Origin of the sequence: Facklamia languida CCUG 37842, assembly GCF_000245795.1 — a bacterium.
GTDB lineage: Bacteria > Bacillota > Bacilli > Lactobacillales > Aerococcaceae > Facklamia > Facklamia languida.
This window is the reverse complement of sequence record NZ_JH601133.1, coordinates 1-22,266: the sequence shown is the minus strand read 5'-3', so window position 1 is coordinate 22,266 and position 22,266 is coordinate 1. Positions and strand designations below refer to the sequence as shown.

The following is a 22,266-nucleotide window of genomic DNA, read 5'->3' as shown; positions in this document are numbered from 1 at the left end:
CCCTAGGCCTTTCATGCGACAGGGGGGTTAAATCGTGGTAAGATAGACCTAGCAGAAAAATATCATAGATTCAATTGAGAGGATATAGAAATGGAGCTGGTCCAATGCGACGTTTAGCTGTTTTGACGAGTGGTGGAGATGCACCTGGAATGAACGCGGCCATTCGGGCGGTCGTCGAAGAAGGCCTACACCACGAAGTGGATATTATTGGGGTTCAACATGGCTTTAAAGGCTTGGTCGAAGGAGACTACCTGCCCTTAGGGATTAACCATGTTTCCCAATCGATTCGAAGAGGGGGGACGCTCTTATATTCGGCCCGGTTTCCTGAATTTAGGGAATTAGACATGCAGAAGAAGGCGGTCGACCAGATGACCCAGGCCGGGATTGAGGGCTTGATTGTCATTGGCGGAGATGGGTCCTTCCAAGGGGCCTTGGCCTTAACCAAGTTAGGCTTCCCCGCGGTTGGGATTCCCGCAACGATTGATAACGATATTCCGGGGACAGAATATACGATTGGCTTTGATTCCGCCATGTCAGCCGCTACGACAGCCATTGATAACATCTCGGACACGGCTGCTTCCCATAACCGGACCTTCGTGATTGAAGTGATGGGGCGGAATGCAGGGGATATTGCGATTTGGGCCGGTGTGGCAACGGGAGCGGATGCGATTTTGATTCCGGAAGAGGAATTCTTCATGGGCGACATCGTCCGTCGAGTGCGGTCATCGCGGTCCCATGGCAAGGACCATGGCATCATCGTCCTGGCCGAAGGGGTCATGGGCGTGGAAGAATTTGTCAAGGAGTATGCCAAGGAAGCCCCCGAGCAAGATGTCCGTGGTGTCAATTTGTCCCACATCCAACGAGGTGGTAGCCCGACTGGGCGCGACCGAGTCTTTGCTACCTTGATGGGGGCCAAGGCGGTGGACTTAATCTTACATGGTCAATCCGGCATTTATTTAGGTATTAGCAGTGAAGAGTTGGCTGTCTTTGATATTGTAGAGACCCTGGAAAAGAATGAACATAAGGTGCGGGACGACTTATTCGAGTTGAACCAAGCCTTGACGGACCGCTATTAGTCGCAAGCGAAGGAGCGTAACATGAAAAAAACTAAAATTGTCTGTACCCTCGGACCAGCTACCGACACCAAAGAAAACATGATCGAACTCTTGAAAGCCGGCATGAATGTCGCCCGGTTTAATTTCTCCCACGGAACGCAAGAGGGGCACTTGGCCCACTTCCAGGCCTTCAAGGCTGCCTGTCAAGAAACGGGCATCGTGGCGGCCATGATGCTCGATACCAAGGGCCCTGAGATTCGCACCCACCAGATGACGGGGGATGGCTTTATGCTCGAACGCGGCCACACGGTTCGCATTGCCATGGAGGAAGTCCTAGGCACGCCGAATAAGATCTCGGTCACCTATCCCAACTTAATTGATGATGTCAAGGTCGGCGGCCATATCTTGATCGATGATGGCCTGATCGACCTGGTGATTACAGAAATTGACCAGGGCCAGCGAGAAATTGTGACGTCTGTCTTGAACTCCGGCATGATCAAGAACCAAAAAGGGGTCAACGTGCCTAATATTTCCTTGAACTTACCAGGGATCACCCCCAAGGATGAAGCAGATATTCGCTTTGGTTGCCAAAATGGTATTGACTTTATCGCGGCTTCCTTTGTACGGACGGCTTCCGACGTCATGGAAATTCGGGCTGTCCTCGAAGATGAGGGCCGGCCCAATGTCAAGATTATCTCTAAGATCGAGAACAAGGAAGGGGTCGATAATATCGAAGATATTATTGAAGTCTCCGATGGGATCATGGTGGCGCGTGGTGATTTAGGGGTTGAAGTGCCGACTGAAGATGTGCCCCTGATTCAGAAGATGATTATTAAGAAGTGTAATCGAGCTGGTAAGCCGGTTGTCACAGCCACTCAGATGCTGGATTCTATGCAGCGCAATCCGCGACCCACGCGAGCGGAGGCGGGGGATGTTGCCAATGCGATTTTTGATGGGACCGATGCGGTCATGTTGTCAGGTGAGACCGCAGCAGGCGACTATCCGGTGGAAGCGGTTCGGACCATGGCATCGATTGCGGTGCGGACTGAAGACCAACTGCAAGGGCAAGACGCCTTTACCTTGAAGGCCTTCGATAAATCCGATTTGACGGAAGCAATTGGTCAAGCTGTTGGCCATACGGCTAAGAATCTAGGTATTGGGACGATTGTCGCAGCAACTTCCTCCGGCCATACGGCCAATATGATCGCCAAGTACCGGCCCTCTGCTAATATTCTGGCGGCAACCTTCGACGAAGAGACCCAGCGGTCCCTCTCCCTCGTTTGGGGAGTTCAGGCCTTTGTGATTGATAAGCCAGGTTCAACGGATGAGATGTTGGATTCGGCTACGCAAATGGCTGTCGAGGAAGGCTTTGCCAAGGAAGGCGACTTGATTCTGATTACAGCCGGAGTCCCAGTCGGCCAATCGGGCACGACCAATATTATGAAGATCCAGTTGATCGGTACTCAACTAGCCACCGGTCAAGGCATCGGCAACGGTAACTTTATCGGCAAGGCAGTCGTGACTTCCGACCCTACCGTGGCCAACCAACAAGTGGGTATCGGCTCCGTCCTGGTCACCTATGAGACCGACAAGGAATTTAACCCAGCTCTAGACAAGGCGGGCGCGATTATCTGCGAAGGGGGAGGCATTACCTCGCACGCGGCCTTGGTTGGTTTAGAACGCGGGATCCCGGTTGTAGTGGCCTGTGAAGGCGCGATGGAAGCCATCAAGGATAAGGAATTGATTACCGTTGATGCCAGACGGGGACTTATCTACCGCGGGGCCACCGTCAGCTTCTAGTCAAAAACCATTTACCAGGCAGGTCCAAATTCAGGGCCTGCTTTTTTCTTAGCAGTGTCTTTGGTCTTGTCTTTCACCTCCCTTGCGGAATATGATAAAATGATCAAAAGGAAAGGACGAGGGGTAGATTATGGACCAATATGGAAGCATCGTGACCGCCAAGGTCACGGACGAGAATCAGGGGCATTACTTTGCCCAATATCAAGGCAAGACCTATGCCATTAACAAGCAAGAATTAGCCGAAGACGAGAGGCTTGAAATCGGTGAAGCCATCGAAGGCATGATCTATGAGGATAAGGACAAGCAGGCCATCCTCCAGGTCAACCTCCCCGATATTCGCCCAGGCTATTATGGTTGGGGCCAGGTAGTAGCGGTTCGAACCGACTTGGGGGTCTTTGTCGATGTCGGCTTGATCAACAAGGAAGTAGTGGTCTCACTCGATGACCTGCCCGACTTAAAGGACCACTGGCCCCGCAAGGGAGACAGGCTCTATCTGACCTATACCATCGACCGTAAGAACCGGTTTTGGGGGCAATTAGCCAGTCAAGAAGACCTGGTGGCCATCACTAAACCAGCCCCCCAGCGGTTGATGAATCAAGATGTTACCGCCACCATTACCCACTTAAAGATCGAGGGAGTCCAATTAATGACCCAGGAGGGTTTTCGGGCCTTTATCCATGAAAGCGAATGGATCCTAGCACCGCGCTTAGGCCAAAAAGTGGCGGCCCGGGTCATTAAGGTTCACCCTGACGGGAGCTTGAACCTATCCTTGAAGCCACGGGCCCATGAAGCGATTGAGGATGATGCCACCATGCTCCTCCGTCTCTTATCCAAGTCGCCTCAAGGCTTCCTGCCCCTGCATGACAAGTCGGACCCAGAAACCATTAAGTCTCAACTGGGCATCAGCAAGGCCCAATTTAAACGGGCCATCGGATCGCTCTTGAAGAATCGTCAGATCCGCCAGGTCAAGGGCGAAGGGGTCTATTTACTGAACGATACAGATGACCAGGCCTAGGGGCTCTTATCTAGCAGACTTTACCAGAGGAGGTGAGTGATTGGCTCATTCACTTGATGATTACCTGGAAGACTTCCAGCGCTATCTCTTAATTGACCAGGCCAAGGCGGCCAACACCATCCAGTCTTATGGGCTGGACTTGGCTAAATTTAAGGCTTATTATGACCGCAACCCCATAGAGTTCACCAAGATTGACTATCCTTATGTTCAAGGCTTTCTGGCTGATTTGAGTCAACAGGGCTACCAGGCCTCCTCGATGGCGCGGATGTTGTCGTCGCTTAGACAGTTCTTTCACTTTCTCTTGAAGGAAGGAGTGGTGGACCAGGACCCCATGCAGTTGGTGGAAGGGCCCAAGCAGGCCAAGCACCTGCCCAAGACCTTAAGCCTCAAGCAAGTTGATGACTTACTAGCAGCACCCGATCTTGCTACAGCGATCGGGATCCGGGACCGGGCTATTCTGGAAGTCCTCTATGCGACAGGCCTGCGGGTCTCAGAGTTAACTCAGTTAAATCTTAACCAAGTCCATGTCGACTTGGGCTTTGTTTCAACGGTCGGTAAGGGAAATAAAGAGCGGATCGTCCCCCTGGGGGAGGAGGCGACCTATTGGTTGGACCGCTACCTGCAAGAAGTGCGACTGACCTTTGCAAGAGCTGGCAAGTCGCCCAGCCCAGCCGTCTTCTTGACTCAGCGGGGTAAGGGCTTTACCCGCCAGGGGATCTGGAAGAATTTGAATAAGTATGTCCAAGAAGCGAAGATCCCCTTCAAGGTCTCACCGCATATGTTGCGCCATTCCTTTGCGACCCACCTGTTGGAGAATGGGGCAGACTTGCGGCTCGTCCAAGAACTCTTGGGCCATGCGGATATCTCCACGACCCAGATCTATACCCACTTGAGTAACAAGCGGCTACAAGCGGTCTATCAGGAATATTTCCCCCATGCCAAGGAGGAAGAGGGCGAGGAATCGTCCTGACATCTACAAGAGGATGGGTCCGATGAATTGCTGCTAGCCATAATAAACGGTATTAAAAGAAAGATTAAATATAGGAGGTTCAATGATGTTTAAACGGATACACCTGATTGTGATGGATTCAGTTGGGATCGGACAGGCGCCGGACGCCGCGGACTTTGGCGATGAAGGGGCGCATACCTTGGGCCATATTGCCGAGGCGATGGACTTAAACTTACCCCACTTGCAGGCTTTAGGCTTGGGTAATATTGCCCCAATCAAGGGAATTGAGCCAGTCGATCCAAGCCAGGGATACTGGTGCAAGCTGGAGGAAGTTTCCGCCGGTAAGGATACCATGACCGGCCACTGGGAGATCATGGGCTTGCGGATCGACCAACCCTTTAGGGTCTTTCCAGAGGGCTTCCCCCAAGAATTAATTGACAAGCTTGAAGCATTTGCCAACCGCAAGATCGTCGGCAACAAGCCCGCTTCAGGAACTGAAATTATTAAGGAATTAGGCCCCCACCAATTAGAAACAGGTGACTTGATTGTCTATACCTCAGCGGATTCAGTCTTACAGATTGCAGCCCATGAAGAGGTGATCCCGCTTGAAGAGCTCTACCGGATCTGTGAATATGCCCGCGAGATCACCTTGGAAGATCCCTATATGATCGGACGGATTATCGCCCGCCCTTATGTGGGCCAAGCTGGAGACTTTACCCGTACGGCTAACCGGCACGATTATGCCTTAGATCCCTTCGGAGAAACAGCCTTGAATTTCTTAGACCAAGGCGGCTATGAAGTCGTTGCTATCGGTAAGATCCAGGACATCTTCAATGGGGCAGGAATTACCCAGGCCATTCGGACTAAGAGCAATATGGATGGGGTCGACCAATTAATCAAGGTCCTCCAGCAAGACTTCCAAGGGCTATCCTTTACCAACTTGGTGGACTTTGACGCCTTATATGGCCACCGGCGGGATCCTTTAGGATACGGTCAAGCTCTGCAGGACTTTGATGCCCGTCTGCCGGAGATCATGGACCAAATGGGTGAAGAGGACCTCCTGCTGATTACGGCCGACCATGGGAATGATCCGACCGCTCCAGGAACCGACCATACCCGCGAATACGTTCCGCTCTTAGCCTATGGCAAGCAATTGAAGGAGGCTAAGAAGTTAGAGGCGGCTTACTTTGCTGACATCGCGGCCACTATCTGCGATAACTTCCAAGTCCAAGCCCCTGACCATGGCCAATCATTCTTAAGTCAATTAAAGTAGGAGGAAGACGATGCAATCACAAACCCATGACACAAAAGCGCTTGGATACTTGAAGCAAAAAGGGATTGAATCGGCTCAAGTCGGACTGGTTCTCGGATCTGGCCTGGGTGATTTGGCCGATGAGATTCATGATCCGATCCGGGTTCCCTATGAAGCCATTCCAAACTTTCCTACTTCAACCGTGGAAGGGCATGCCGGGCAACTAGTCTATGGCCAGTTAGGGGGCCAGACTGTTCTGGCCCTGCAAGGACGGTTCCATTATTATGAAGGCTACGGCTTGGAGGAGGTCACTTATCCTATCCGGCTCTTTAAAGATCTAGGTGTTCAGACCGTGATCTTGACCAATGCGGCAGGTGGGGTTAATGAAGCCTTCCAGCCGGGTGATTTGATGGTGATTACCGACCATCTGAACTTAACGGGTGCCAACCCCTTGATCGGCCCCAACCACCCCCATGGTCCACGCTTTGTCGATATGAGTCAGACCTATTCCAAAAAAGGCCAAGCCCTTCTGCATGAAATTGCGCAAGAAATGGATTTAACCCTGCAAGAGGGGGTCTATACTTGGTTAACCGGTCCAACCTATGAGACTCCGGCTGAGATTCGGGCAGTGCGGGCCCTAGGGGGCGATGCCGTTGGGATGTCGACCGTTCCCGAAGCGATTGTGGCGCGTCATGCCGGTTTGGAGGTTGTGGGGATTTCTTGTATTACCAATCTGGCAGCTGGTATGCAGGCCCAGTTGGACCATCAGGAAGTGATGGAGGTCTCTCAACGGGTTAAGCCTCGCTTTAAGCAACTGATTCAAACCTTCCTTACCCGCTGGGATTGTGAAGTATAGTGGCATTAGGATTAATGAAAAGGCAAGCGAACCATCAATCAGGCTGGTTCCATGCTTATCATAGGGACAGCCTTTCAATGCTAAACTTTTCGAGCTAGTCTATTTGGATTAAGTGATGTAAAATAACTAAAAATTAAAAGGCAAGATAACCGTCAATCAGTCAGGTGTCACTGCTTATCATAGGGGACCTCCCTTCAAAGCTGTCGCTTTTCCGGGCTAGGCCCACTAGGCAATGCCTAAACGGTAAACCGTAAGGCATTGCACGCTACGTGGCCCTTCCTCCTTCCTATGATGGAGCAGTGGAACCTGACTTTTATTGACGGATTTTCTGCCTTTTTTTAATTAGGGCTTTTGTAATTAATTCCAGTTGGATAAAAAGGAAAGGCTTGATTAAAAGAGTGTCAGTAAAATGACGGGTCCTATAATTTAGCTAGCTAACGTGACAGACACATTCAAAGATAAATAAGAGGCTAAACAAATATAAAAGAGACCTTGCTTTTATTAGTTCACATCAAGAATGGGGATTATAAATAGAGACGGAAAGAAATCTAATCGATTTCGACATAATAAGAAGCAGACAATATTATGGGTACTCCGATCATTTCAACTCGAAAGAAGAGACTTCCTTATTTTGGCAATGATTCAGTAAGATTGTGAAAATCAAAGAAGGCCGTTCAATGTTTAATCAAAGGAAAGAGGACGATCGGGGCAGCTTGCAAGGCCTTACGGTTTACCGTTTAGGCCTTGCCTAGCGGATCGAGCCCGGAAAAGCATGCTTTGGAGGGCGGTCCCCCTTGATTAAGCATTGAAAGGACCTTCTTTAGATGATCATTTCCAAAAATTAAATGATAATTGCCGTGGCCTTGACTAACTGATCGAGCCCGAAAAAGCTTGGCTTTGGAGGGTAGTCTCCTTTGATTAAGCATTTGAGGCGGCCTGCTATTTTTTGTTTAACTTTCATTTGTTTTCCTTTTTATCTGACAGAATTCTTCACAGATTGGGACATTTCTTGAATTTTTTTGGAAGTCATGATAAGATCACACAGTAAATTGAAAGCTAGTGGAGGTCGCTTAAATGTTATTAAGCTCGACAAACAAAAATGAAAAAGTAGTGCTTGGACTCTTATCGCTCTCAATTAATAAGGATGAGAACTTAACCGCCAGCGACCTGCTGGCCGAGTACCGAGAGACCGAAGGGATGACCCTTTACTTATATAAGGATCCCGCTACCGATAACTTCGTGGGCTTAGTGGGGGTTGAACACCGTCCATTGACTCATGAGGCGGGGGAGGGTCCAGACCAGGATGAGCGGATCTTAATCAACCGGATGTCGGTGATTCCGTCTTTTCCGGTTGACCAAGTGGCTTATGAGATGTACAAGGACTTGAAGCAACAATATCCGCAAGCTCAGATTGCAGGAGCCATCCAATATCAGATGCAGGATCCTGTGGCTGATTTGGCGGCGAAATACCGGCAAGAACAAGTAGTGTGAGTCTGAGTCGATGAGTGAATCTAGTCAAGCATTAACCATTCGTTTAACGGCCTTTGAGGGGCCGTTTGATTTGCTTTTGCATCTGATTAAAGAGCTAGAAGTTGATATTAATGATATCCCCATGGCCCAAGTGACCGACCAATACCTGGCCTATGTCCACCAAATGCAGCCCCTAGACCTCGACCTGATTGGGGACTATCTGGTCATGGCCGCGACCCTCTTAGAGATTAAGAGCCGGCTCTTGATACCAATTGAGCCCGACCAAGCAGACCTGGAGGGGGAATGGCAGGACCCGCGTGAGAGCTTAGTTCAACAGCTCTTGGTCTACCAACAATTCCAAAAGGTAGCCGATGCCTTAGAGGACCATCAGGCCACTCGGTCTGCCAACTACAGCCGGCCACAGACCGACTTGTCCGCCTATCAAGCCGATATTCCTCTGCAAGAAGGGGAAGTGAGCTTGGACAGCTTAAGTCAGGCCATGCTGAATGTCTTGAAGCGGCAGCTGGACCGGCAACCGGCCCAGAAGGAAATTCACCAGGACCAGGTATCGATTCCGGATAAGATACAAGCTATTCGGTCCCAGTTAGCGAGCCTGGATCCAGGAGACCGGATTGAATTTAACCAGTTATTGCGAAATGCGAGCCGGCCAGAGATTATCGCCTCCTTTATGGCGGTGCTGGAATTAGTTCGGCAACATGAGGTCCAATTTATTCAAGAAGGGCTTTACGCACCGATTCAGATTATGCGAAGAGAGGAGGGGGAACCTTGATTAAAGAACTTGCAGCGATCCTCTTTCTAGTAGGTGAAGAGGGGGTCAGCTTAAAGACCCTGGCTCAGACCTTGGACCAAGACCCGGCAGCCATTAAGGAAGGGCTTCAAGCATTGAAGGCCAAGCTTGAAGCCTGGCCCGATTCCCCCGTCAAGCTGGTTCGGTTTGGGAATCATTACCAATTGATCACCCATTCGGAATTAGCCGGCTTAGTGGAGCGGTTTGCCCAGTCACCCCTCCAACAAAAATTAACTCGGGAAGCGATCGAAACGCTGGCGATTGTTGCCTACCGGCAACCGATTACCCGGATGAGTGTCGACGAGATCCGAGGGGTCTCTTCTCAAGCCATGTTGCAGAAACTGGTGGGGCGCGATTTGATCCAAGAAGTCGGCCGGATTGATGGGCCTGGACGCCCAGTTCTTTATGGGGTGACCGATTATTTCTTAAATTACTTCGGCTTGGAGAGTCTAGAAGACTTGCCACCGATTGAAGAATTAGCCCTCAATTCCCAGACCACCTCTGAAGCCCTTTTTGACGTCAAGCAATGGGAGGTCCAGCTGTTTGATGAAGAGGCCTGAAGAAATCGTCTGTGGCTGATAAGGGTGAATAGGACTGAGTCATAAGGGGCCACTCCCAACTCTCAGTCTTTGTAACAAGAGCTTGGTGAGACTGAGTAGGCTGATTAAAGTGAGTCCCGACATAAGGAGGAAATATGGAACGATTACAAAAAGTCATGGCCCATGCTGGCATCGCCAGTCGCCGTAAGTGTGAAGCGATTATCCAAGCTGGGCGGGTAAAGGTCAATGGCCAAGTTGTGACCGAGCTCGGCGTCCAAGTGGCAACGACCGACCGAATCGAAGTCGATGGGGTTCCTATTTATAAGGAAGAGCCGCGCTATATCCTGCTCTACAAGCCTAAGAATTACTTGTCAGCCGTTAGTGATGACCGGGACCGGCCGGTGGTGGTCGATTTATTGCCAGAGGTGACGGAGCGGATTTATCCGGTTGGGCGGTTGGACTTTGATACGACCGGACTCTTGTTGTTAACCAATGATGGCGAGTTCGCCCACCTGATGATGCATCCTAAGTTTCAAGTGGCTAAGGTCTATGTGGCCAAGCTGGAAGGGATTCCGACCCCGCAAGCCTTGAAACAACTGGAAAAAGGGGTCCTAGTCGATGGCAAGAAGACCTCCCGGGCTCGAAGCCGTCTGCTCCACGCCAACCGGGATAATCAGACCGCTGTGGTGGAACTGACCATCCATGAAGGCTGGAACCACCAGGTTAAGAAGATGTTTGAAGCCATTGGCCATCCTGTCACCAAGCTCAAAAGGGAACGGTTTGCCTTTTTAGGTGTGCAGGACTTACAAGCGGGTGACTGGCGCGAATTGACTGCCTTTGAAGTGGATAAGCTCAAGAAGATGGCGCAGGATCCCTAGGCTCCCCTGCTTATCATGGGAGATCGTCCTTTAAAGCGATGGTTTTCGGGCAAGTCTACTTGAATTAAGTCATGCAAAAATAAAAAATTAAAAGGCAAGTGAACCGTCAATCAGGTTCCACTGCTTATCATAGGGGACTGCCCTTCAAAGCTGTCGTTTTTCCGGGCTAGGGCCACTAGGCAATGCCTAAACGGTAAAACCGTAAGGCATTGCACGCTACGTGGCCCTTCCTCCTTCCTATGATGAAGCAGTGGTACCTGACTTTTTTGACGGATTTTCTGGCTTTTTTAATTAAGGCTTTTATATTTAATTCCACTGGACAAAAAGGGAAGGCTTGATTAATAGAGCGTCGGTAAAATGACGGATCTTATGATTCAGCTAGCCAATCTAACCCATATCTTTAAAAATACAATCTGATAGAAAAGTAGCTTGCTTTTATAGGATTACATCACATAGTAAGAAGCAGAATATTTTTGGATAGCCAAATCTCTTTAACTCGACAAAAAGGCACTCCCTTATTTTTGATAATGACTGAGCAAGATTCAAAATAAATAAAAAAAGACAGTCCCCATGTTTAATCAAAGGACAGTGGACGATCTGCGCAGCTTGCAAGGCCTTACGGTTTACCGTTTAGGCCTTGCCTAGCAGATCGAGCCCGGAAAAGCTTGCTTTGGAGGGCGGTCCCCTTTGATTAAGCATGGGGCTGGCCTCTTTTTTAGTTTTTATCCCTAACTATCATGTACCATTTCCCATGAGACATAAGGGCAGTGCCTGGCCCTTGTTTATTTTTCAAAATAGGGATATAATGATGACAAAATATCATACGTCTTCGGGGCAGGGTGAAATTCCCGACCGGCGGTATAGTCCGCGACCTTGGGCTGTCAGGCATCGTCTTGGCCCAGGTTGAACTGGTGTGATTCCAGTACCGACAGTAAAGTCTGGATGGTAGAAGCGGATAACACACGTTTATTTGACGTACCCAGCCATTATCCTAACTTCTATTTGAGGTGGATAATGGCTTTTTGTGTGATCTCCCATAAGACGTGAGAGGAGAGACAGACATGAAGAAAATTCCTTTGCAGCGAATGGTTCTTTTGGCAATCCTTGGGGCTTGGGCCTTGATTATGCGGAGCTTTGACTTTCCCATCTTGCCTTATGCTCCCTTTCTAAAGGTGGATACATCAGACTTGGTGGTCTTGATCGGGCTCTTAATTGCGGGACCCAAGGGCTTAATCGCCGTAGCGGGGGTTCGAGATGGCGCGCATTATCTCTTAACCGGGGGTGAGGGCGGGATTCCAATTGGGATCATCATGAGCTTTTTAGCTTCCTTATTGATGTTCTTACCGACCCATTTTGTTCTGACAAAAGGGAAAGGGTTGGCCAAGGGTCCCAGTCATTTGTTGATGGCCCTAGGCTTAGTGACCTCCTTGACGGTGGGGATGGGACTCTTTAACTACTACCTGGCCCTGCCGATTTATATCCGGGTGATGCACTTTCCCATTGACCATTTCTTGAATTATGTCATGACCCTGATCGTCCCCTTCAACCTGATCAAGGGCAGCTTAATCGCAATTGGACAATGGGGGGTTCTTTCCTACCTGGCACCCGTGATTGACCGTCTGGTTGGAATTTATCCCGCCTACTGTCCCCGAGACTTGCCAGAAGCTAACCAGCTGGCCCATGACCGGGGTTAAGGGGTTGCTGATACGGAAGATGAAACCGTCTTGCTAGCGTCACGGGATTGTCAAGACTTGGGATATTGAAGGGGGAGTCCTTCTTGGCTCAAGGGGTCAAACAAGGATCTGTCAAGCTTTTTGTGAGATTTTATTTGCTAAAGACAATCTTTTTGTTATAATGAGAATAACTAAATTGGCAACCCAGGCTCTTTAGAGGCTATGTCCGAAATAAAAAGGCTGAGAAGGGCTTTAGACTGGGGATGTAGGAGGATGCAAGATGGCGAACGATCATGATAATTTTGATTCATTCAATTCTAATCGCAATGATTATGAATCGCGTAATGACACCATGCACAATAATTATGAAGGCTACGAGTCTGACCCAATAAATAATCAAAAACAAGTCAAGTCTAAGAAGTTTACCGCTCCTTGGAATAATAAGTTTGGTGAAGATGAGAACTTTAAGAACCGGCAATACTCGCGTTCAGCAAGGAATCAACCCGAGAAGGAAGCAACTGCTCTGTCGAAAGTCTTGCTTTTCGTCTTAATCCTAGCCTTGGTTGCGCCGTTTATTCTCTATGCGGTGGTGAACTCGCAGCGCAATAGCGAACCGATTGAACCCAAGACCACCCAACAGGTCAAGGTGTCCACGACGACGACAGTGGAAGAAACAACCACCACTAAGGAAAAAGAAACAACCGAAGAAGAGACACGTGAGTTGGAAACGACGACAACCAGTGAAGAACAGGTGACCACGCAAGCGCCACAACCACAGGTGACGACAGCGGCTCAAACCCAAAGATACCACACGGTCGCAGCCGGGGAATCTTGGTGGTCCATCTCGCAAGCCTATGGGGTTGATGTCTATGAATTAGCAGCAGCCAATGGTACTTCAATTGAGGGATCACTGATGCCAGGCTCTCAAATTATCATACCTTAATAAAGATAGAATGATGCGGGCTAGGGAACTCTCCCTGGCCCCTTTTTTAATGATCGTAGGGTCTTATTGAAAAGAAACCAGCTTGATAAAAGAAAGGAAAATGCCGAATGTTACAAATTGCTATTGATGGTCCTGCCGCTTCCGGCAAGTCGACCGTAGCCAAGCGGTTAGCCGACCGCTATCAACTCTTATACCTTGATACGGGTGCCATGTATCGGGCGATTACCCTGGCTTGTCTGTTGAACAAGATTAATCCCAATGATCCCCATCGACTTCAAGAACTCTTGCGGGCTTGTCGGATTGACTTCGACCAGGAGGAAGAGGGACAGCGGGTCTTGGTGAATGGTCATGATGTGACCGACCAAATTCGAACTAGTGAAGTCGATCAAGCCGTCTCTGAGGTCTCCGCCCAAGCCCTGGTTCGCCAGGAGATGGTCAAGCAACAACAAGCAATTGCCAGGCAGGCAGATGTGGTCATGGATGGCCGAGACATTGGAACCAAGGTCTTGCCCCAGGCCGACTTGAAGTTCTACCTGGTTGCATCCAGCCGGGTGAGGGCCCAGCGCCGGTTTGCAGAGAACCAGTCCAAAGGGTTAACCGATTTGACCCTGGACCAAATTGAAGAAGAGATTAAGGCGCGCGACCATTATGACCAGAATCGGGACCATAGTCCTCTGGTCAAGGCAGCCGATGCGATTGAGATTGATACTTCGGACTTATCCATTGACCAAGTGGTGGAAGTGATGAGTCAAGCGATCGATCGCTTACGGTCATAGGCGGTGCGGATGCAATCAAAGCAGGCGGCCCCATCTATTTAAGGATTGAGGCGCTCGTCTTCACCTTTCGATTCCCATCTTTAACGATTAAAGGAAGGACGGCATAGGGAGTGACGGATGCTGAGATATTTCTTTAACCTTTGCCTTTAAATTGAATTAAAGAGGAGAAGGACTAGACGATTGTAAGGCTTTTTGTTATAATGTTACTCAGAGTGCTTATATATTTAACTATATTGGCAACAATTTTTTAGGTAACGCTTAGGAGGAACTGGTAGAATGTCAGAGTTTGTTGAGAACAACGAAGTAAAAGAAGAAGAAGTAAAAGAAGAAATTGAGAACCAAGAAGAGCAAGTAGTGAGCGAAGAAGTTGAAGCACCTGCTGAAGAAACAAAAGCAGTAGAGGAAGCAACAGAAGCGCCAGCTGAAGAAGAACCAGCTGAAGAAGTAGAAGAACCAGCTGAGGAAGCTGAGGAAGCTGAGGAAGCAGACCACAGCGAGTCCATGACTTCAATGGCAGATGCTTTAGACAGTGTCTTGGATATTAAAGTGGGCGACTTAGTGACTGGAGATGTGCTTGCTTTTGATGAGAATAACCAAGTCCGGGTCGCAATTAAGAATAGTGGCGGCCTAGAAGGCGTGATTCCTCGTAATGAATTAGCAGCTACTCGCGTGGAAGATCCTTCAGAAGTTGTCAGCATCGGTGATGAAATTGAATTGGTTGTTGTGAAACCAATTCAAGACAAAGAAAATGGCAACTACTTGTTATCTAAGAAACGTGTTGATGCACGTAAGGTTTGGGAAGAACTTGCTGAGAAGGTAGAAGCAGGCGAAACCATCGAAGCCCCTGTCAAGGAAGTAGTCAAGGGTGGTCTTGTGGTGGATGCGGGTGTCCGCGGCTTCGTTCCTGCCTCAATGGTTGAAGACTATTTTGTCGATGACTTCACACCTTACAAGGGTCAAACCTTAGAATTCAAGATTGTGGAATTAGATCCAAACGATAACCGTCTAATCCTTTCTCATAAGGAAATTGCACGTGCCAAGCGTGAAGCAGAACGTCAACAACGTCTTGATGAATTAGAAGAAGATTCAATTGTTGAAGGAACCGTTGCTCGTTTAACCAACTTTGGTGCCTTCATTGACTTAGGTGGCGTGGACGGATTGGTTCACATCAGCCGGATTGCGCATGACCATGTGAAGCATCCAAGTGATCGTTTAACAGTCGGTGAAACCATTAAAGTGAAGATCTTGTCTGTCGATAAAGAAGAAGGACGGATCTCTCTATCCATCAAAGATACCCTACCTGGGCCATGGGATGATATTGAAGAGAAAGCTCCAGAAGGTTCTGTTCATAAGGGAACTGTTAAGCGTTTAACAAACTTCGGTGCTTTTGTGGAAGTCTTCCCTGGAGTTGAAGGACTTGTTCATATCTCACAAATCTCTCATGAACACATCGAAACGCCTCAAGATCGTTTAACAGAAGGACAAGAAGTTGACGTCAAGGTCTTGTCTGCTGATCCTGAAGCACAACGTCTATCCTTATCAATCAAGGCTTTATTAGACAAGCCTGAAGGATTTGTTGAAAGAGAAGAGGAAGGTAACGAACGTCCTCAAAGAGCGCGTAAACCACGTCCAAGCCGTCGTCAAGAACGTCCTCAAGCGAATAAGGGACAAGCACCTGCAGGTTCTTCAACTTCATTGAATGATTCTGCTACTGAAGGAAGCTTCACGCTTGGAGATATGTTAGGTGATTCACTTAAAGCCTTACAAGACGATGCTGAATAATTAAGTCTTTAGACGATTTACTTCCAATTATTCTTTCTTACATTGGCTCACTCCCAATCAAGAAGGAATAATTGGTTTTTCTTTTGAATACCAATTTTTATGGAGGTGAAAGAATGGAAATACCTGTTGTCGCTATTGTAGGCCGACCCAATGTTGGCAAATCAACCCTCTTTAACCGGATGGTAGGTGAGCGCCTGTCGATTGTGGAAGATTATGAGGGCGTGACCCGGGACCGGATCTATGCGACGGCTTCCTGGTTGGGACGCGAATTTCGCTTGATTGATACAGGCGGGATTGATATGAGTGACGAACCCCTCATGCAGCAGATCAAGTATCAAGCAGAGATAGCCATGGAGGAAGCGGATGTGATCCTCTTTGTGGTGGGGTCTCGTGAAGGAGTGACGGATGCGGATGAGGCAATCGCCCATTACCTGCACCGCAGTGAGAAGCCGGTCGTCCTAGCTGTGAATAAGGCCGATAATCCCGAACAACGGGCGACGGCCTATGAATTCTATTCCTTGGGCCACGGCGATCCGTACCCGATTTCTTCGACCCATGGAACGGGAACGGGGGATCTGCTAGACCGCTTGTTGGCCCTCTTACCAGAAGAAGCAGGGGAAACGGATACCCAAGAACGGATCAAGTTCTCCTTTATCGGCCGGCCCAATGTTGGCAAGTCCAGCTTGGTCAATGCCGTCCTTCAAGAAGAGCGGGTTATTGTCTCGAATATTGAAGGGACCACCCGGGAAGCCGTCGACACGGACTTTGTCAGTCAGACGGGACGACCCTTTACCATGATTGATACGGCCGGGATCCGTAAGCGGGGTAAGGTCTATGAGAATACTGAGAAATACTCTGTCATGCGGGCTTTGTCCGCCATAGACCGATCTGATATTGTCTGCCTGGTCCTGGACGCTGAGACTGGCATCCGTGAGCAGGACAAGAAAGTAGCGGGGTATGCCTTTGAAGCCAATAAGGGGATTGTCATTTTGGTCAACAAATGGGATGCGGTCGATAAGTCGGACAAGCTCTTTGAGACCTTCACCGATGACATTCGCCGGGAATTCCAATACTTGCCCTTTGCCCCCATTCTCTTCGTGTCGGCCAAGACTGGACAACGCCTAGCCAAGCTGCCTGAATTAATTGAAGAGATCTACGAGAACCGCCACCGCCGGATCCAATCGTCACTCTTGAACGATGTCTTAATGGATGCGATCGCGATGAACCCAACTCCGACCGACAAGGGCCGCCGCTTGAAGATCTTCTACATGACCCAGGTCGCTGTCAACCCACCGACCTTCGTCATCTTCGTCAACGATCCCGAACTCATGCACTTCTCTTATGAACGCTTCATTGAGAATAAGATGCGGGAGGCTTTCTACTTTGATGGGACGCCCTTAAAGTTAATTGTCCGTGAACGGACCTAAAGATTAAAAAAACCTGGCTTTATTCCTTTTGGAGTTAAAGCCAGTTTTTTTGATAGGTGATAGCGGATAATTTGCATGGCCTATAATGAATCAGTTTATCTTAATCAAAAATTAACCTGAACACCCTGTAAATTAGTATTATTTCGAAAATTCCATTGTCTAAAAGATTGACAATATTATATAGTTTATTTACAATATGTGTAATCAGATGTTTCATGGTCATTTTCTTTGAATGAGTATGGTCTGACGAATTTATTTACTTGAGGAGGATTTTTATCAGATGGTAGGAAAGAATAATCATGAAGTCTTGAATAAAAAGGCCGGACGCCAGGTCAACCGCTATGGTTTCCGTCGTCTAAGTGTGGGAGTAGCTTCAGTGGCAGTCGCTGGGCTTTTATTTGCGTCTAATGTCGCACTAGTTCAGGCACAAGAAACTGGTGAAGCACCAACCGTAGAATTAGGTGAGACAGTTGACGAAACAACAACGAATCCTGATGAAAGTACAGAAACAGATGTCGATGGAGAAGTTACAGAAGCACCAGAAGCTCCTAAAGCATCAGAAGCTTCAGAAGCCAATACAGAAAAAGAACCCTTTAAATTTAGCGCTGGCCAACGTGCACAGCTAAAAGAAGCGAACTTCACTGAAGCAGAAATTAATGACTTAGAAGCAGAAATCGCTGCCAGTCATGATGCAAGCTTTGATGCGACAGCGCGGATCGAGCAAGCGATTGCAGCCAATAAAGAAGTAGCTGAGTCAGTTGATGAAGCGAATGTCGTTTCTGAACCGACATTCTATTCAGCTTCTAACACTTCAGTACAAAATGATACTGAAATCCATGAAACATCTGAAGGGGATAACTTAGAGGTTACACCAGAAGACAATCCAGATAATCAAAATGCAGGAAATGAAAATGTTGGAGATAAAATTATCACAACATTTTCAGTTCCTGAAACAGACCAAAAAAGTAATTCTGAGGAAAATAATGAATTAGATGATACATCTGACCAACTTAAATTCTCAGAAGAGCAAAGAAAAGCCCTAGCTGAAGCTGGTATTTCTGAAGAGAGAATTGATAATCTAGAGAAATCTGCAAATGCTTTGAAGGATGATCCAAATCATTTTACGAACCTAGATGATTCCGTAGCAGATGCTATTGCTAAACAAAATGCGGATAATAAAGGAATTGCTACAAGAGATGCTGCCGCACCAGAAGATACATCAACAGATGCTGATGCAAAAAATGCAGTACACGGCTTTGTAGGTGTCCTAGTCGGCGGCGACATCAACGCTGATCTAGCAGCTGAAACTGGCCAAAGATTTAAGCCGATAGAAGGGGTAAAAGTATACTTCCAATGGTATGAAAAAACGGGAAATAGGACTTCTCCGACTTATTACGCAGTTTCAGGAGCTGACGGACAATTTCATATTAAAGTTAAGCCCTACATCGGCCGAGATCGAAAATTAGTAAAATTCGATGCGGATACAAGTTCATCAGCTGGCGAAGAATCCTACAAGATGTGGGTAGATGAATCTACTATTCCAGAAGGATATCAACTCCAATACTCTACAGGAGAAGGTGTAGAATTTACAGATAGAAGAGTTGCAGGCGGTGGCTATAACCTAGGACCTAATACTCTTGTAAACTACAGAGTTCTTCTAATGGAAAAACAAAATGAAGGAAAGATGCACAAAGGAACTACCGAAACAGAACCACAAATTTCTAAAACAGGTCAAGGAGCTGTATGGGGAAAAGTTTCTTGGGACTATGAATCTGCAGGCGGTGTTCAATGGGGTATGGTATCAACTCCTACATCTCCAGCTAAAGATGTAACAGTAACTGCATCCTACCTATCTGACTATGCATTGAAACAAATTTATAGTAAAAAAACAGCGAATATGCTTGGTCTTTCCAAACCAAGTGATATTCGTGGCTCAGGTTGGACCTTCAAACTTGAAACCCAATTACAAGACTGGATCGCCGAGCAAGTAGCTAAAGAGAAAGATAAATGGATAGCAGAAACAGTAAGTGCAGTTACAAATTTCGAAGGGGACTACAAGATCCAATTTAAGGGAACTTGGGGTCCTCATAGAAATACTTCTGCAGTAGCTGAATACGAAAGAGTAGCAGGAAAATACTATGCTGGAGATATCCATACATGGACAAAAGAAGAAGTAGATCGACTTGGTGAAGTTGCAGAAAATGCTACAGATGGATCATTCTTAACAGGTGCACTTGACTGGAATGAAAAACACGTTAACTCTGACTGGTTATTTATTTCTACTAAAGATACAGATGATGTGGTAAAGAGGACTCCATGGAACTACAACTGGTACACAGGCTCTGACAATGGCTGGGGTATCCATGGTGGTTGGGCTCAATCAGCTTTTGGTGTATCTACAGTCCAAGCTGCTAACTCTACAAGAGCTGACTTTAACTTTGCACCGGCAGAAATTAAGTTTAACATAATAAACTTTGATACCCAAACAAATACTGCAATACCAGGAGATGTAGCAGTAACTAAGACTGCAGGTCTTCCTCACAAAAACACTAATGATTCTTTTAAAATCGTTTGGTATGACCAAGATGGAAACATAGTAAAAGAAGAACCTACACAAAAGCCAACAGCAACAGGTGCATTAGCAGAAGCAACTTATGATAAAACAGGTGTTACTGAAACAAAAACCTTTATAGCAAAACTTCACTATGTTAAACCAGGTGGAGGTCTAGGACAAGTTTTAGCCCAAGATGCCTTTACTGTTAAGGTAGGTAGGATTGTAGTGTCTGCCTATGATGATGTAAATATCGCAAACCCTGCAGCTAATGATAAATCTATGAAGGGTGCAACATACAAGGCTGAAGGTCTTCCAGAAGGACTTACAATAGATAAAAACACAGGTACAGTATCAGGAAATGCGAAAGTTCCTGGAAAGTACACTGTAACTGTTACAACCTCTATTCTTGATGAAGATTATGGTGAAACAATGGAAGGAACATCTAACTACCCAGCCCTTGTTACAGACTCGCCACTAGAACATGGAGAAGTTGGCCTTGATTACAATAAGACTGTAAAACCAGCAGAAGTTGAAGGTTATGTATTTAAAAATGTTACTTCCAAATTCATAGATGACAAAGCTATCGAAGGCCTAACAATTACGGGAGATCAAATTACAGGAACCCCAAAAACAGAAGTTGCAGCTACTCAAGAAGGTCCAAATGTAGAAGTAACCTATGATATCTACAAGCTAAATTCTAAGGGCGAAGAAGTCCTTATAAAAGAAGGTCACAAGGATTTAGTACCTTTAGAAATCACCAAGGCAGCTGCTAAAGCACCAAAATATGAACCAGCCTATGCAGACACAGATGCAACACCAGGCACAGAGGTAACTACAGATGCTCCTAAGTTCCTAGACCAAAAGAGTGAAGCTGATCCAAAACCAGAAGCCAAACCACAACCAACCGGTGTAAAATTTGCTTTAGGCGATGGAGCTCCAACAGGTGCAAGTGTTGATGAAACAAATGGTAAAGTGGCTTACAAACCAACTGCAAGAGATGCCAACACGACTGTAAATATTCCAGTTAAGGTAACCTATTCTGATGGAACTATTGATGAAACTCTTGCTAAAATCAAGGTTGGACAAGCCCAAGCTGAATCTTACCAACCAGAATATACTGAAGCTGAAGGAAAAGCAGGAACAGAAGCAACAGTAACTGCTCCAAACTTCAAAGACGCAAAAGGCCAAGAAACAACAAAACCAGTAGGTGTTGAATTTACTATAGGTAAAGATGCTCCAACAGGTGCAACAGTTCATAAAACAACTGGTGAAGTTAAATACACACCATCAATCAACCAAGCTGGTCATACAGTAAATATTCCTGTAACAGTAACTTACAAGGATGGCTCAACAGACGAAGTGAATGCCCCTATTAAGGTTGCACAAGGAGATAACTTAAACTACGAACCGGATTACAAGTCAGTCGTAGCCCAAGTTAAATACCCTGTAACAGTGGAAGCTCCAAAATTCCTAGACCAAAAGAGTGAAGAAACAATAAAGCCTATAGCAAATCCACAACCGACAGGCATGACCTTTGCCATAGAAGAAGGCTTTACAGTTAATGGTGAGATAGAAATAAACCCTAGCACAGGTGCAATTTCCTACACAGCAGTAGATGTTGATAAGAACACTGTAATTGAAGTACCGGTAATAGTAACTTACGCAGATCGTTCGTCTGAAAAAATTACTGCAAAAATCGACGTTCCATCTGATGCGAACTTCTACGATCCAAAAGCTGTACCATTAACAACTGAACAAGGGGCTGTTCCAGCTGCCAAAGATGGCGTTAAGTTTGAATTTACTCCTCCAGCAGATACAAATTATGAATGGCAAGCAGTGCCGAAAGTTAATGAAGCTGGCGAAACAACAGGCATAGTAAAGGTATCTTATCCAGACGGAACTGAAGACCTTGTAGAAGTTCCAGTAACTGTAAACCCAAGCGCTTCTAAGAAAACAACTGTTGACGATACAAACATAAAAACAGTAGACCCGACAGATCAAAAACAAGGAACTGGAATTGTTGTTACAAATCCAGATGACACAACAACAGTTTCTGCTAAGGATAAAGATGAAAACAACGTACCGTCAGTAATCAATAAAGAAACCGGCGAAATCGAAGTTACTCCTGGAACAGATGTAACTGGTCCAATCACTGTAACCGTAACAGATAGTGATCTACCGGAAGGTAAGAAAGACATTGAAGTTCCAGTAGCAGAAAAAAGTGAATAACCTAAAGTTACAGCACCAACAGCCGGAGACCAAACAATCTCAGGAACAGGCGTTCCTGGATCAAAGATTACCCTAGCTATTGAAGGCGGAGCAGATTCAGAAGATACACTGATTGCTAAAGATGTAGTAGTAGGACAAGACAAAAAATGGACAGCAGAAGTACCAGCTGGTGTAAACCTAAATGCATATGACATAATTCTTGCAACACAAACTGAACAAGGTAAATCTGTATCAGATCAAACACGTGTAATAGTAAAAAA

Annotated in this window: 16 protein-coding genes and 1 riboswitch; all 16 genes read left to right on the top strand. The window is 47.0% G+C overall.

The features are described from left to right. Positions 1-104 precede the first annotated feature (104 nt). Positions 105-1,076 (top strand): ATP-dependent 6-phosphofructokinase, encoded by a 972-nt coding sequence (locus HMPREF9708_RS00080; RefSeq protein WP_006307853.1) that lies wholly within the window; start codon positions 105-107, stop codon positions 1,074-1,076. Between the two features lie 21 nt (positions 1,077-1,097). Further along, entirely contained in the window at positions 1,098-2,855 is a 1,758-nt protein-coding gene (gene pyk, locus HMPREF9708_RS00075) for a pyruvate kinase (RefSeq protein ID WP_006307852.1), read from the top strand. A gap of 130 nt (positions 2,856-2,985) precedes the next feature. Continuing rightward, positions 2,986-3,870, top strand: a complete 885-nt coding sequence (locus tag HMPREF9708_RS00070) for a CvfB family protein (RefSeq protein ID WP_006307851.1) — start codon at positions 2,986-2,988, stop codon at positions 3,868-3,870. A gap of 40 nt (positions 3,871-3,910) precedes the next feature. Next, positions 3,911-4,840: a site-specific tyrosine recombinase XerD gene (gene xerD, locus HMPREF9708_RS00065; RefSeq protein WP_006307850.1), complete on the top strand. Its 930-nt coding sequence runs from the start codon at positions 3,911-3,913 to the stop codon at positions 4,838-4,840. A gap of 85 nt (positions 4,841-4,925) precedes the next feature. Next, complete coding sequence (gene deoB / locus HMPREF9708_RS00060) at positions 4,926-6,092, top strand: phosphopentomutase (protein WP_006307849.1); 1,167 nt, start codon at positions 4,926-4,928, stop codon at positions 6,090-6,092. Positions 6,093-6,102: 10 nt separating this feature from the next. Beyond that, positions 6,103-6,927, top strand: coding sequence for a purine-nucleoside phosphorylase (locus HMPREF9708_RS00055; protein ID WP_006307848.1), 825 nt, complete (start codon positions 6,103-6,105; stop codon positions 6,925-6,927). Between the two features lie 1,074 nt (positions 6,928-8,001). Continuing rightward, complete coding sequence (locus HMPREF9708_RS00050; RefSeq protein WP_006307846.1) at positions 8,002-8,418, top strand: hypothetical protein; 417 nt, start codon at positions 8,002-8,004, stop codon at positions 8,416-8,418. Between the two features lie 10 nt (positions 8,419-8,428). Then, complete coding sequence (locus HMPREF9708_RS00045; RefSeq protein ID WP_006307845.1) at positions 8,429-9,187, top strand: segregation and condensation protein A; 759 nt, start codon at positions 8,429-8,431, stop codon at positions 9,185-9,187. After that, positions 9,184-9,765 (top strand): SMC-Scp complex subunit ScpB, encoded by a 582-nt coding sequence (gene scpB / locus HMPREF9708_RS00040; protein ID WP_006307844.1) that lies wholly within the window; start codon positions 9,184-9,186, stop codon positions 9,763-9,765. The genes HMPREF9708_RS00045 and scpB overlap by 4 nt, the downstream gene beginning before the upstream one ends. A 134-nt stretch (positions 9,766-9,899) precedes the next feature. Beyond that, positions 9,900-10,622, top strand: coding sequence for a pseudouridine synthase (locus HMPREF9708_RS00035; protein WP_006307843.1), 723 nt, complete (start codon positions 9,900-9,902; stop codon positions 10,620-10,622). A gap of 821 nt (positions 10,623-11,443) precedes the next feature. Next, a riboswitch (FMN riboswitch) is annotated at positions 11,444-11,580 on the top strand. 103 nt (positions 11,581-11,683) lie between these two features. Beyond that, positions 11,684-12,316 carry an ECF transporter S component gene (locus tag HMPREF9708_RS00030; protein ID WP_006307842.1) on the top strand — a complete coding sequence of 211 codons (633 nt, stop codon included), beginning with the start codon at positions 11,684-11,686 and terminating at the stop codon, positions 12,314-12,316. A 259-nt stretch (positions 12,317-12,575) separates the two neighbouring features. Continuing rightward, complete coding sequence (locus HMPREF9708_RS00025; RefSeq protein WP_006307841.1) at positions 12,576-13,238, top strand: LysM peptidoglycan-binding domain-containing protein; 663 nt, start codon at positions 12,576-12,578, stop codon at positions 13,236-13,238. Between the two features lie 107 nt (positions 13,239-13,345). Next, positions 13,346-14,014, top strand: a complete 669-nt coding sequence (gene cmk / locus HMPREF9708_RS00020) for a (d)CMP kinase (RefSeq protein ID WP_006307840.1) — start codon at positions 13,346-13,348, stop codon at positions 14,012-14,014. Between the two features lie 501 nt (positions 14,015-14,515). After that, positions 14,516-15,796, top strand: coding sequence for a 30S ribosomal protein S1 (gene rpsA, locus HMPREF9708_RS00015; RefSeq protein ID WP_040447865.1), 1,281 nt, complete (start codon positions 14,516-14,518; stop codon positions 15,794-15,796). Between the two features lie 113 nt (positions 15,797-15,909). Next, entirely contained in the window at positions 15,910-17,223 is a 1,314-nt protein-coding gene (gene der / locus HMPREF9708_RS00010) for a ribosome biogenesis GTPase Der (RefSeq protein WP_006307838.1), read from the top strand. A 280-nt stretch (positions 17,224-17,503) separates the two neighbouring features. Further along, on the top strand, positions 17,504-22,006 hold the full coding sequence (locus tag HMPREF9708_RS00005; RefSeq protein ID WP_006307837.1) for a Rib/alpha-like domain-containing protein: 4,503 nt from the start codon (positions 17,504-17,506) through the stop codon (positions 22,004-22,006). Positions 22,007-22,266: the final 260 nt, after the last annotated feature.